Origin of the sequence: Chryseobacterium defluvii (assembly GCF_014204415.1) — a bacterium.
In the GTDB taxonomy this organism is placed as follows: domain Bacteria; phylum Bacteroidota; class Bacteroidia; order Flavobacteriales; family Weeksellaceae; genus Chryseobacterium; species Chryseobacterium defluvii_A.
In genome coordinates this window covers 166,787-180,496 of sequence record NZ_JACHLE010000004.1, presented here as the reverse complement: position 1 = coordinate 180,496, position 13,710 = coordinate 166,787, and the positions used below count along the sequence as shown (strand labels likewise).

Sequence of the window (13,710 nt, the reverse complement as noted above, 5' to 3'; positions counted from 1 at the left end):
GCCTATCAAAAAATCTTAACCACAAAAGTCCAAAAGTTTTTCAGAGTGTGTAGATTTTGAAAACACTTTAGTTATTTAAGTTAAATAATTTGTGTGTATTAAAGTTCACATGAGGTAAAATCAGAAACCCGGAATGTACTTTGTTTATTCTCCGGTCTTTCTTAATGGTAAAAACTTTCAAAATATAAATTTAAACAGGCTCTAAATTATTCTTATAAAATTTTAACAGCCTGAGGCTTTGAGTTTTGTGACTTATTTTTTAATTTCGTATTCATCATTAAAATACTTTATTATGGGAAAAGGAGATAAAAAAACAAAGAGAGGTAAGATCAATATGAGAAGTTATGGTAAGACCAGGCCTAAAAAAGCTTCCCGGTCTTTTGCTGCTTCCGAAAAAACTGAAGCTTCCGCAGAAACTCCAAAAGCTAAAAAAACAAAGAAGGCCAAAGATTATTCTTTGGCCTTTTCTAGTGATTGTATTTTAATTCAATTATTTACCTCCTAAAATACTTCCCAGGATATTTCCTAATCCTCCGCCTTGCTGTTGCTGTCCGCCACCAAGAACACTTCCTAAGATATCATTTAAAGGATTTCCTGAAGATTGCTGTTGACCACCTCCAAGAACGCTTCCCAGGATATCATTCAATGGATTGGACTGCTGACCCTGTGCCTGGTTTGAAGCACTTCCAAGGATACCTCCTAATAGGTCTCCTAATCCTCCGGCTCCTACATTGTTCTGTTGTTTTTCTTTCCCGATATACCCCATGATCACCGGAGCAAGCATTGCCAATATAGGACCGATCTTGTCGATAGAAATTCCTGTATTTTGTGAAAGCTGATTTTCAACATTGCTTTTCTGCCCTCCAAAAACGTGATCAAGAATAGAACCTCCTTCGGTCTGTCTTGATTCTACCTGGGAAACATCATCTAAAATACTTCCATCGTGATCCTTGTCTAAAGCATTATTTAAAGCTTCAGCTTCATTAGCATCCTGAGATTTGTTTCTAAGGTAAGAAATGATCAGAGGTGCTGCTACTGCCAATAAAGCAATAATCTGGTTTTTGCTGATCCCGAATTTGTTTTCAGCCTGTTCAGCAACCTGATTGCTGGTGTTCCCTGTAAGTAGGTCGATTAAACTCATAGTTTGTGTTTATTTAAATTGTTAAGAAAATCAAAGGTATCAAAAAATATTCCGTAACAATTTTTTTAAATCTAAAAATTTGTTAAAATTTTTTTATCTGTTCTTCAGTATACCCTTTACTTTTTAATAGCTGTATATATTCCAGGGCACTAAATGTCATCCAATTGACAGGTTCCGAAGCTTTTCTTTTTTCAATGGTAAACTCAACGATCCCTACGTTATTGTTCATCCAGGGGAGCATATAGTACTTCATTCCTCCCTTGTATTCTTTAAACCGGTGAAAATTTTTGCCTTTTTCAGTGAATAACGCAGCTTTATAGGGCAGGTAATAGCCATATAGAGGAATGAAAAGACATATCCATGACCATTTTTTTAAAAAAGAATATTTTGCAGAAGATAAACCATATCCTATTGAAAGAGCAAAAATGATATTGAAGGGAAGAAAAAAGACATAGTTGTCAGAAACAGCATAAAAGGTGGAAAAACCATAAACGCATACGGCGCCGGCAAAGAAAACAAAAAACATTCTTTGATCTGAGCGGTATAATAAGAACGCTCCAACAATTCCGAAAAAAGTAAATACGTTAAAATTATAAACCAGGTAAACAAAAGATTTAATAAAGTCTTGGAAATATTGAAGAGTTGTTTTTTTTAGTGAATTTTCTACCCAGTTTCCCTGATCAGATGTGAACGGAGAATTGGCAGGTAATCCCTGCAAAACATTTAAAACGGATAAAGAGCAGAAAAGCATCAGGAAGATAAGTAAAGAAGAGTAAGCAAACTTTTTCTCCGTCCTGAAATAAAACAGGAAGAGCAGAAAGGCGGGGATCAGTAAAATATTCTGGATGTGGATCCAAAGGCTTATTCCTAAAAAAAGGCCAGTCAGAATAATATATACCTTTTTATTTTCCGTAAAAGTTTTGATCATACAGTAAAAGAACAGGCTTATCCATAAAGAATGATAAGTATAGACTTCTACTATTTCGGCATTTCTCCAGAACGAAAAGCTGAGCCCGAATATAAAGGCGGTTGTTATCGCTATCCAATCGGTTTTTGTAATGCTTCTGACCGTAAGGTATATAACAGAAACCGTAGCTGCTGCTGAGGCGATCACTAAAAACCGGCTTGCTTCTATAGCATTCATGCCGGTTAAATTTTTGATCAGAATAGCGGTATTGGTATATAGGAAATGGGTGGTGGCCGTAGCAGTGGTCATCCATTCACCCTTTTCCACCAGAAGGACAAAACCCACACAGTCAGCAAAGGGAATTCTGGCAAAACTGCCTGTATAATAAATAAATAAAAAGATGAAAAATATAAATATAGCAGGCGCGGGATGCTTCATACGTTAATTCTTTACAATCGGGACATTAGAACATGCCTCCCCGAACATCAGGGATTTTACGAGAGGTTTCAGCTGTTCTACCAATTCTATATAGGCATTTTCCGGAATTTCTTTATCCGAGCATCCTTTTACAAGTACTCTTTTGCCTCTTAACTCTTCAAAATCGTGGGTTTGAATGGCATTATGCATTAAAATAACTTCCAGATCTTCACGGTCTCCGAAAACGATCTTTTTGGCTGCATCAGTAAGCTTTGCTGTCAATAAGAAATAGGCCCAAAGCGGAACAATAGCATCTGCAGAATTATAGATATAAATATAAGCTCCTTCATATTCTTCAGTATCAATGGCAGCTACTTTTTCACGGAAATCTTTTTCCTTAAGGATCATTTCCTGAAAAAGAAAATCCTTAAGATCTATACCCTTTCGAATCCCTTTGGGAACAAGATCTGTAAGATCAAAATTCACTAAACCGCTTTCTGCAACTTTATTTCGGATTTCAAATTCTTCTGACATTTTTATCATTATCTTTGAGCAAATTTACAAATTAAGATCAATAATGCCCTTAATTTGTTCTCTATCCTAATCATAGAAACCTCCCATAATGTATAACAGCCGATGATTGGAAAGCCAGAAGGAGGTTGCTGATGACCAAAACAATAAAAGATTTCAGAAGAAATGAAGTATTATATTATTGCAGGAGAAGCATCCGGGGATCTGCATGGAAGCAATTTAATGAAAGCATTGAAAGAAAAGGACCCAAAGGCGGAATTCAGGTTTTGGGGCGGTGATCTCATGGAGAAGCAAGGGGGAACACTGGTAAAGCATTACCGCGACCTTGCCTTTATGGGGTTTCTGGAAGTGGCCATGAACCTAAGAACGATCCTGAATAATATTAAATTCTGTAAAGATGACATTAAAGACCATCAACCCGATATCCTGATCCTGGTAGATTATCCGGGATTTAACCTGAGAATTGCAAAATTTGCCAAAGAGCTTGGAATAAAGGTGGTTTATTATATCTCTCCACAGCTTTGGGCATGGAAGGAAGGAAGAGTAGAGACCATTAAAAAATATGTGGATGAAATGATGGTCATCCTTCCGTTTGAAGAAGATTTTTATAAAAAGCACGGAGTTCATTCCCATTTTGTAGGACATCCGCTGCTGGATGCTATTTCCAGGCTTCAGGAGATTGATGCTGAAGCTTTCAAAAAGGAAAACGGCTTCAATGAAAAAGAGATCATTGCGCTCCTTCCCGGTTCAAGGAAGCAGGAGGTAGAGAAAATGCTTGAGATCATGTTGTCCGTAAGGTCTTATTTCAAAGATTACCAATTTGTCATTGCAGGTGCGCCAAGTCTTCCTAAAACATTTTATCAGAAATATGTGGATGATCATGTTCATTTTGTTTCCAATAAAACCTATGACCTTTTAAGATGCTCCAAAGCGGCTTTGGTCACTTCAGGAACAGCTACGCTGGAAACCGCCCTGCTGAATATTCCCGAAGTAGTATGCTACCGCGGAAGCAAGGTCTCATATGCCATAGCCAAGAGGCTGGTAAAGAATATCAAGTATATTTCACTGGTCAATCTCATTATGGATAAGGAAGTAGTGAAAGAGCTGATACAGAATGACCTGAACACTCAAAACCTGGTAGAAGAGCTGAACAAAATGATACATGGCGAAACACGGCAGCAGGTTTTAAAAGACTATGAGCTTTTAAGAAAGAAGTTGGGCGGGAAGGGAGCCAGTGAAAATGCCGCTGAGGTGATTTTAAAAGTTTAACCATCGATCTGTCTTTTATAGCAAAAAATTAAGCGCTCTTTTTGTTCTTTTTCCAAAGAAACTCTCTCAATCCTGTTAATTCAGAGCTGTTCATATCCTGATTAATTGATTAATTTGGGAGCTTAAATGATTGCAGTTGAACAAACAGCCGCTTCTTATACTGGTCATATGTTTTGTTCTTGGAATATTTTTTCAGGAGCAGGTATCGATGGGTAAAGCATATATTTATTGGGTTATCGGGAGTTTTATACTGGTATTGATTGCCGTGTTTTTTCAATCCTATTTCCTGCACAGAATCAGATCTTTTTTACTGGGAATCCTGTTTTTTGTGTCAGGAATTCTGCTTCACTCTTTTAATACGAGGGTGTTTAAAGACATTCCGGTTCCTGCTGGTAAAACTGTGGTTTTCAGAATCTCTAAAAAGCTGAACTCAACCGAAAAACATAAGAAATATATGGCTGTTATTCAGTTGGATAAAGAATATTTGAATTCAGTTGTGTTTCTTCCTGAAAATAGCCCGGAGCTGGATTTTATCCATTATTATAAGGCAGAAGCATACTTGGTACGGCCAAAATCCCCGAAATATGATTTTCAGTTTGATTATGCGAAGTATCTGAGACGTGGAGATGTGGGATATCAGTGCTATATTTCCGGTCAGGTTACCTCTGTAAGGAGAAATGATATGGCATTCAATGATGTGATCTTACAGAAAAGATTTGAAGTATTACAAAAGATTGACCATGCCGGAATATCTCGTCAAAGTACTTCATTCCTGAAGGGAATCATTCTGGCAGACAGAACGGAAATGGATCCTGAAACCGTAAAGGATTTCAACCGGTCGGGATTGGTTCATTTTTTAGCGATATCGGGAACCCACATCGTCATTATCTTCGGACTGTTTTATTTTTTTCTTACCCGTTTTCTCCCTTTGAAATTCAGAAAGTATACCGTGATCTTAAGCCTGATTTTGATATGGCTGTTTGCAGGATTTATCGGGTTTGGAAATTCGGTGCTGCGTTCTTGCATCATGCTTAGTGTTTATTTTGTGTATGTTCTTCTTCAAAGAAAGCCGGATCTTCTGCATTCTTTATCACTATCGGCTTTTATCATTTTAATGCCGGATACCCATCAGCTTTTCGATGTTGGTTTTCAATTGAGCTTTGCTGCCGTTCTTGGTATTTTCTGGTTAAATCAGCCGATCTTAAAATACCTGCCAGATCAGGACAATTATTTCAAAAAACTGATCTTTAATACGGTTTCAATTTCCATTTCTGCGCAATTGGGGACACTTCCGCTCGTGTTGTATTATTTTCATCAGTTTTCCTTCATTTCAATTGTTGCCAACTTTTTTATTGTTCCTTTTTCAGAGGTTATTATCATCTTTTCGTTCTTAATGACAGCTCTTATTGCTTTTGATCTTGATTTTCATTTGATCAGCGTGGTGTATGACTTTATAATTAAAATTTTGTTAAAAAGCATTCATTGGTTTGCAGGTTTCGATGGTTTGTTTTTTGAAAATATTCCATTAAACCTGACCGAAGTTTTCGCTTTGTCTGCCATCATTTACTGGCTGAGGTTTGTGATTGTAAAGATTAACTTTAAAAATATAGGCAGACTGGGAATAGCGGTTTTAGTATTTTTCATCATAAGAGCCGGTTTTAATATCGTTGAAGACCGGAAAGAGGAAACACTGCTTCATGATTTCTATAAAGACAAGGTTTTTTCAGTAAAAAGAAAAGATGAGGCCTGCTTTTGGGTAAGTGAAAATGCAGATAAAGAGAAAATTGTCAGATACATTGTCAACCCGTACGCTGCTTCGAGAAGACTGAGGAAAACTGAAATAAGGACTTTTTCGCCTTCAATACAAAAGGTGGTGTATCAGGGTAAGATTTATGAGATAAATTAATTGATGATAATTCCCCTTTTTCCTTTACTTATAATGCTTTACATTTCTTATTTAGAAAGATTACAAACTGGCTAATTGTGAGATTTCTCACTTTTCGATATTGTTAACATTTCTTAATTTTGTGGAAATTCAAATTTAAGCTTAATATGGCAGGTTTAACAAGTTCTACAATAGGTAGGAAGTATGCAATGGCACTTTCGGCAATGTTTCTGCTGATTTTCTTAGTGATGCACATGTCTACCAACATGACATCTGTTTTCAGTGAAGATGTTTTCAATGAGGCTTCTCATTTTATGGGATACAATCCGTTTGTGCAGTATCTGATGCAGCCGGTTTTGATGTTTGCTGTGATTTTCCATTTTGTGATGGGTTTTGTTCTTGAGATAAAAAATAACAAAGCTCGTCCGGTAAAGTATGCTAACAACAATGGTGCAGCAAATTCTTCCTGGATGTCAAGAAATATGATTATCTCGGGAGCGGTAGTTCTTGCATTTCTTGCCCTTCATTTCTATGATTTTTATTTCCCGGAAATGAACTATAAATATATTCAGGGAAATACACCGGATGAAACAAGATATTGGGGCGAGCTTCACCACAAGTTTCATGATGTATGGAGAGTCGCTCTTTATGTAGTGGCATTCGTGCTATTAGGTCTTCACCTTGCTCACGGTTTCCAGTCTTCATTCCAGTCAGTTGGAGCAAGACATCCAAAATATACCCCGGTGATCAAAGCTTTAGGGAACTGGTATTCTATCCTTATTCCGCTAGGATTTATCATTATCGCAATTTTCCATTTTGTAACTCAATAATATCAATATACTAATATGAGTAAACTAGATTCAAGAATTCCGGCTGGTCCTCTTAAGGACAAATGGAAAAATCATAAAGACCATATGAACCTTGTTGCACCCAACAACAGAGATAAGATTGATATTATTGTTGTAGGTACAGGTCTGGCAGGAGGTTCTGCAGCGGCTACTTTAGCCGAGCAGGGCTATAACGTAAAGGCATTCTGCTATCAGGATTCCCCAAGAAGAGCGCACTCTATTGCCGCTCAGGGAGGTATCAATGCCGCCAAGAATTATCAGGGAGATGGGGACTCTACCTATAGATTATTCTATGATACGATAAAAGGAGGAGACTATAGAGCAAGAGAAGCAAACGTATACAGATTAGCTGAAGTTTCTGCCAATATTATCGACCAATGTGTTGCACAGGGTGTTCCTTTCGGAAGAGAATACGGAGGTCAGCTAGATAACCGTTCATTTGGTGGGGTTCAGGTAAAAAGAACTTTTTATGCAAAAGGACAGACAGGTCAGCAGTTATTATTAGGTGCCTATTCTGCCATGAGCCGTCAGATCGGTAAAGGCAGAATCAAAATGTATAACCGTCATGAAATGTTGGATCTTGTAATCGTTGACGGGAAAGCCAGAGGAATCATTGCAAGAAACCTTGTAACAGGAGAAATTGAAAGACACTCTGCTCACGCGGTAGTCATTGCTTCAGGAGGGTACGGAAATGTATACTTTCTTTCTACCAACGCAATGGGATCGAACGTTTCGGCTGCCTGGAAAATCCACAAAAAAGGAGCGTACTTTGCCAATCCTTGTTATGTACAGATCCACCCGACCTGTATTCCGGTTCACGGAACACAGCAGTCTAAACTAACTTTGATGTCTGAGTCATTAAGAAACTCAGGAAGGATCTGGGTTCCTAAAAAGCATGAAGATTCAGTAGCGATCAGAGAAGGTAAATTGAGACCTGAAAATATTAAAGAAGAAGACAGGGATTATTATTTGGAAAGAAGATATCCTGCTTTCGGTAACCTGGTGCCTAGAGACGTTGCGTCCAGAGCAGCTAAAGAAAGATGTGATGCCGGTTTCGGAATCGAGAATAATGATACTCAGGAAGGTGTTTACCTGGATTTCTCTACAGAGATCATGAAAAAAGGGAAAGAATCCGCCATCGAAAAACATATTCATAACCCTACAGATCAGCAGATCTATGATCTGGGTAAGAAATGGGTTGAGGAAAAATATGGTAACTTATTCGTAATGTACGAAAAAATTACCGCAGATGATCCTTACAAAACCCCAATGAAGATCTACCCGGCAGTTCACTATACTATGGGCGGTGTTTGGGTTGATTATAATCTTCAGTCTACCATTCCGGGATGTTTCGTAATCGGTGAAGCTAACTTCTCAGATCACGGAGCCAACAGGCTGGGAGCATCTGCACTGATGCAAGGTCTTGCTGACGGATACTTTGTATTGCCATATACAATTGCAGACTATCTGTCTGCAGACATCAGAACGGGCGCTATTCCTACCGACTCAACTTCATTTGATGAAGCTGAAAAAGGGATCAAAGATAAAGTAGATTTCTTCCTGAATAATAAAGGTACCCATTCGGTAGACCATTTCCATAAGAGATTAGGACACATCATGTGGAATAAAGTAGGAATGGGAAGAACTCCTGAAGGATTAAGAGAAGCGATCAAAGAGATCGAAGAGGTAAGAAATGACTTCTGGAAGAATGTAAAAGTTCCGGGTGAAGCTGATGGAATGAATACAGAGCTTGAAAAAGCATTCAGAGTGGCAGATTTCCTTGAATTGGGTCAATTAATGGCCATCGATGCATTGCACAGAAATGAATCCTGTGGAGGACATTTCCGTGAAGATCATTCAACCCCGGACGGAGAGGCAGAAAGAGATGACGTAAACTACAAATATGTAGGAGCCTGGGAATATCAGGGAGCAGACATCAACCAGGAGGTTCTGCATAAGGAAGACCTGATCTATGACAATATTGAGGTTAAAACAAGAAGTTATAAATAGCAGTCAGTTATGAAGAATTTAACAAAAGTATTTTTATTATTTGCCATTTTCTTTGGCTTTTCTGCTGCTTTTTCTCAGAAAGTAACCACGCAGGCTATAGATAAACCTTCAGAAGGCAAGTCCCTGGTTTATATTTTGAAAACCGGAGCCGGAGCTCTGATCAATTTTAGAATTTACGATAAAGATGTATTCTTGGGATCGCTTGCAAGTGGGAAATATTTAGTGTATGAATGTGAACCCGGACAGCATTTATTTTGGGCAGGTGCGGAAAACAGGGATTATATTGAGGCAGATCTGGAACCTAATTCTGTATATGTTATCAATGCGGAAGGACAAATGGGAGCTTTTGTTGCTGGAGTAAACCTCAGGCCAATGAACCCAAATGAATTCAAGGATAAAAAAGTTTTTTATCAGGTTGTAAAAAATGGTACTAAACAGCTGTATGCTAAATCTGAAGAAGATAAATCTGAAAGTATTGCAAAAGCAATGGAAAAATATCAGGAGCTGAAAAGTAAAAATTCAAATAAAATTGCAGTTTTAACTTCAGGGATGAAATTTGAAAATGCAGATAAACCAACAAAATAATCTCCAACCTATAAATATACAACTATGAGTGCAAAAAAAGGCTTACATCTTACGCTGAAAATTTGGAGACAAAAAAATAATAAATCAAAAGGTCAGTTTGAGACCTATAAAATATCGGATGTTTCTACAGACTCTTCATTTTTGGAAATGCTGGACATCCTTAATGAAAACTTAATTAACGAAGGAAAAGAACCTGTAGCTTTCGACCATGATTGCCGTGAAGGGATTTGCGGGATGTGTTCCCTTTATATCAATGGCAGGGCTCATGGCCCGGATACAGGTATTACAACCTGTCAGCTTCACATGAGAATGTTTAAAGATGGAGAAACCATCGTTATTGAGCCTTGGAGAAGTGCTGCTTTCCCGGTTATTAAAGACCTTATGGTAGACAGGAGTGCATTTGACAGGGTTATGGCTGCTGGAGGTTTCGTTTCTGTGAACACTTCGGGAAATACGTTGGATGCCAATGCAATCCCGGTTCCTAAGGATGATGCAGATAAGGCAATGGATGCTGCGGCATGTATCGGTTGCGGAGCCTGTGTGGCAACCTGTAAAAACGGTTCTGCAATGTTGTTTGTGGGAGCTAAAGTTTCTCAATTCGCATTGCTTCCGCAAGGTAGGGTAGAAGGAAAACGAAGAGTTCTGAATATGGTAAAAGCAATGGATGAAGAAGGATTTGGGAACTGTTCTAATACAGGAGCCTGCGAAGTAGAATGTCCTAAAGGAATCTCTTTGGAAAATATTGCCAGAATGAACAGAGAATACATGGCAGCTCTTGTAGATAAAGGATAAAATTATTTTAAATAGATGAAAAAATCGTCTCCTCCTTGGATGGCGATTTTTTTAGTTAAATCTTTCATAAAAAATACTTTTAAATTGGGTTTAGTATACCGAAAAACCTATTTTTGTTCAATTATTAAAAATCAAAATGAAAAAATATCTTTTATTGTTTATCATTGCAGTATTTGCAATGTCTTGCTCTAAAAAAGTTGAAGTAAAAGGAAAAATTACAGGAAGTTCTCCATTGGAAAGAATAGAATTTATTGAAGCTTCAGGAGTAGCTACCCTTCCATTGATCAATATCGGATTGAAAAATGACGGAACATTTTCCGGGAGTTTTGAAGCTCCTAAAAATGGCATGTATGTGGTTTCCTATGCAGGAAAACAAAACCTGATCTATCTGAAAGGAGGACAAAAGTTGGAGATCTCAGGAAACGGATCCACATTCCCGATGGAATATGTAATTACAGGTGATGCCAAACAGAATAACGACTTCCTTATGGCAACCCAGAAATACCTAGGCAACTATGCCCAGACCGTAAATATGAATGAGTTGTTGATGAAGGATGAGAAAACCTTCCTTAAAGGAATTCAGAAAGTGGAAGCTGATATTAATAAGAATATCGAAGAAAACGTTAAGAAATTCAACCCGGATAATGAGCTTGTTCAGTGGAAGAAAAATGATATCGCAGGTACATTGCTTACCATCATGACACAATATGACCTTAGTCATAAGCAAATGGGTAACCCTTCATTTAAAGTGACGAAAGCATTTACGGACTACGAAAACAAACTTCAGACCAATAAAGATGAAATGGTAAAAGGAAATCCGGCTTACAGAAGCTATCTTTTATCAAAAATGAGTCCTGACTTCCAGAAATATGCAGAAGGAAAAACCAAAGGGAAAACAGATGTTACTACCTCAGAACTATTCAGTCAGTATCTGAAAGATAAAAAAGATCTGTCACAGACAGCAAAAGATTATCTTTTGGCGTTCGTAATGGCTCAGTCGGATATACATCCTACCACCCCTGTGGCAACTGCAGATAAGATCAGAAAAATTATTGATACAGACATTAAAGATGCAACGATCAAAAGTGACCTGAAGAAAATTCAGTTTGCCATCAACGGTTTCAAAGTGGGTGAGCCCGCTCCTGAAGCTTCCTTGGTAAAACAGGATGATAAAGCCTATAAAGTTTCTGAAAACAAAGGAAAGCCTTATATGCTGGTTTTCTATGCATCCTGGAACCCTTACATTGGTGAATCTGCCATTCCGGTATTGAAGGAAGTGGTGAATTTCTATAAATCCAAAATGAATTTTGTATTCGTGAACGTAGATGATACAAAAGAACAATTTGTAAAAACAAGCAATTCATTATTAAAAGGAATTACAGGTACTAACGTTTATGCAACTGGCGGATTGAATTCAGATATGGCACAGAAATATGGAGTATATGGCTTTAAATTACCGTGCTTCTTTATAGTAGATAAAGACGGAAAAATTGCAAGCAAGCCATTCTTCAACCTCGGAGATCCTGAACTGGTAACTGTGCTTGACAAGCAAACCGGCCTTACTGCTCCGAAAGTAGATCCGAGAGTTCAGTTACAGCAAGGGTTGGGAATAGATCCGGCAGCGATGCAGGCGACTCCTCCTCCGCCACCTCCGGCAGCAAACCCTCAGCCGGCACAGGCAAAATAATAAACTTTAATATAGATAAAGCCTTATCTCCGGATAAGGTTTTTTTTATCGTATTTTTGCAGGATAAATCAGAGGCAATTCAAAAGCAAACAGATAGAGAAGAAGGGAGTGCCCGAAGTCCCGAAGGGGCGATTTAATACAAGGATAGGTTGAATCCTGTTAACTTAAAATGGGATATAAAACCATATAGAAAAAATAGAATTTGTGGAATGAAAAAGAAGAAAAATATTATTCTTGAAAATATAAAGCTTCTAAGTGCAGGTGCAAAAGGAGTGGCTATCGGGAAAACAGAGGACGGGAAAACAGTGTTGGTTTCCGGAGCGATCCCCGGAGATGTTGTGAATGCAAGAGTGAAAAAATCCAAATCCAAATATTATGAGGCCGAAGCCGTAGAAGTACTGGAAAAATCGCCCTTCAGAGTTGATCCCAGATGTATGCACTTCGGATCATGCGGAGGCTGCAAATGGCAGAATATGAGCTATGAAAAACAGTTGGATTTCAAGCAGGAAGAAGTTTATAACAATATCAAACGAATCGGAGGGCTGGATGATTTTGAAACCCTGCCGATCTTAGGTTCCGCGGAAGAGTACTTTTACAGAAATAAAATGGAGTTTTCATTCTCCAATGCACGCTGGCTTACCGCAGAAGAAGTAAACTCACAGGGGGATATTAATGATAAAAATGCCCTGGGCTTCCATATTCCGGGAATGTGGAGTAAAATTCTGGATTTGAAAGAATGTTTTCTTCAGGAAGACCCATCCAATGCGATCAGGCTTGCCGTAAGAGATTATGGAGATAAAAACGGCCTGGATTTTTTTGATGTGAAAAACCAGGAAGGCTTCCTGAGAACACTCATGATGAGACAGAACTCCAAAGGAGAATGGATGGTGTTGTTCCAGCTTTACAGAGAAGAAAAGGAGAATAGGGAAAAGCTCTTTGAATTTCTATTAGAGAAATTCCCGCAGATCAGCACTTTAGTATATGCCATTAATCCTAAGCAGAACGATTCCATTTACGATCTGGATATTAAGATATATTCCGGAGAAGGCTTCCTGATGGAAGAAATGGATGGTCTGAAATTTAAGATCGGCCCGAAGTCCTTTTTCCAGACCAATTATAAGCAGGCATTGGAGCTCTATAGAAAAACACTTGAATTTGCAGATCTGAAAGGGAGTGAAGTAGTTTACGACCTCTATACAGGAACAGGAACAATAGCGCAGTATGTGGCGAGAAAGGCTAAGCAGGTAATAGGAATAGAATCCGTTCAGGAAGCAATAAATGCGGCCATTGAACATGCCCAATTGAACGGCCTCGAAAACTGTACGTTCTACTGTGGAGATATGAAAGACATCTTCAATGACGAGTTTTTACAAAACCATCCTAAAGCAGATGTATTAATTACCGATCCGCCAAGAGACGGCATGCACCAGAAAGTAGTAGAGCAGATCCTCAAGCTGTCTCCTGAAAAAGTGGTGTATGTAAGCTGTAATTCCGCGACCCAGGCGAGAGACCTGGCTTTAATGAAAGAGCACTATACACTGGTAAAGATCTTGCCGGTAGATATGTTCCCGCAGACCCATCATGTGGAAAATATTGCTTTACTCATTAAGAAATAAATTATTTAAATTTGAAGATCAA

12 protein-coding genes are annotated in these 13,710 nt (G+C 38.3%); 9 read left to right on the top strand and 3 right to left on the bottom strand.

The genetic code is table 11. From position 1 onward, the window contains the following. Positions 1 to 292: 292 nt before the first annotated feature. On the top strand, positions 293 to 505 hold the full coding sequence (locus tag HNP38_RS18220) for a 30S ribosomal protein THX (protein ID WP_184190603.1): 213 nt from the start codon (positions 293 to 295) through the stop codon (positions 503 to 505). Here HNP38_RS18220 and HNP38_RS14050 read toward each other — a convergent pair. From HNP38_RS14050 to HNP38_RS14040, 3 genes are all read right to left on the bottom strand, one after another. Next, positions 491 to 1,141, bottom strand: a complete 651-nt coding sequence (locus HNP38_RS14050) for a DUF937 domain-containing protein (RefSeq protein WP_184190601.1) — start codon at positions 1,139 to 1,141, stop codon at positions 491 to 493. The genes HNP38_RS18220 and HNP38_RS14050 overlap by 15 nt on opposite strands. 82 nt (positions 1,142 to 1,223) lie before the next feature. Then, positions 1,224 to 2,486 carry a protein O-mannosyl-transferase family gene (locus HNP38_RS14045; protein ID WP_184190599.1) on the bottom strand — a complete coding sequence of 421 codons (1,263 nt, stop codon included), beginning with the start codon at positions 2,484 to 2,486 and terminating at the stop codon, positions 1,224 to 1,226. Between the two features lie 3 nt (positions 2,487 to 2,489). Then, positions 2,490 to 2,999 carry a DUF2480 family protein gene (locus HNP38_RS14040; RefSeq protein WP_184190597.1) on the bottom strand — a complete coding sequence of 170 codons (510 nt, stop codon included), beginning with the start codon at positions 2,997 to 2,999 and terminating at the stop codon, positions 2,490 to 2,492. 162 nt (positions 3,000 to 3,161) lie between these two features. On the opposite strand from HNP38_RS14040, the gene lpxB reads away from it, so the two are divergent. The 8 genes from lpxB to rlmD all read left to right on the top strand — a co-directional run bounded on the left by lpxB (position 3,162) and on the right by rlmD (position 13,688). Then, positions 3,162 to 4,265: a lipid-A-disaccharide synthase gene (gene lpxB, locus HNP38_RS14035; RefSeq protein WP_184190594.1), complete on the top strand. Its 1,104-nt coding sequence runs from the start codon at positions 3,162 to 3,164 to the stop codon at positions 4,263 to 4,265. A gap of 136 nt (positions 4,266 to 4,401) precedes the next feature. Further along, a complete protein-coding gene (locus HNP38_RS14030) occupies positions 4,402 to 6,171 on the top strand; it encodes a ComEC/Rec2 family competence protein (RefSeq protein WP_184190592.1) in 1,770 nt (589 codons plus the stop codon). Between the two features lie 146 nt (positions 6,172 to 6,317). Further along, positions 6,318 to 6,980, top strand: coding sequence for a succinate dehydrogenase cytochrome b subunit (locus HNP38_RS14025; protein ID WP_184190590.1), 663 nt, complete (start codon positions 6,318 to 6,320; stop codon positions 6,978 to 6,980). Between the two features lie 15 nt (positions 6,981 to 6,995). Next, entirely contained in the window at positions 6,996 to 9,008 is a 2,013-nt protein-coding gene (locus tag HNP38_RS14020) for a fumarate reductase/succinate dehydrogenase flavoprotein subunit (RefSeq protein WP_184190588.1), read from the top strand. Between the two features lie 9 nt (positions 9,009 to 9,017). Continuing rightward, on the top strand, positions 9,018 to 9,593 hold the full coding sequence (locus HNP38_RS14015; RefSeq protein ID WP_184190586.1) for a hypothetical protein: 576 nt from the start codon (positions 9,018 to 9,020) through the stop codon (positions 9,591 to 9,593). Between the two features lie 24 nt (positions 9,594 to 9,617). After that, the gene (locus tag HNP38_RS14010) at positions 9,618 to 10,385 is read left to right on the top strand and encodes a succinate dehydrogenase/fumarate reductase iron-sulfur subunit (RefSeq protein WP_184190584.1); all 768 of its coding nucleotides are present in this window, start codon (positions 9,618 to 9,620) and stop codon (positions 10,383 to 10,385) included. 136 nt (positions 10,386 to 10,521) lie between these two features. Further along, positions 10,522 to 12,072: a TlpA family protein disulfide reductase gene (locus HNP38_RS14005; protein ID WP_184190582.1), complete on the top strand. Its 1,551-nt coding sequence runs from the start codon at positions 10,522 to 10,524 to the stop codon at positions 12,070 to 12,072. Positions 12,073 to 12,281: 209 nt separating this feature from the next. After that, on the top strand, positions 12,282 to 13,688 hold the full coding sequence (gene rlmD, locus HNP38_RS14000) for a 23S rRNA (uracil(1939)-C(5))-methyltransferase RlmD (protein ID WP_184190580.1): 1,407 nt from the start codon (positions 12,282 to 12,284) through the stop codon (positions 13,686 to 13,688). Positions 13,689 to 13,710: the final 22 nt, after the last annotated feature.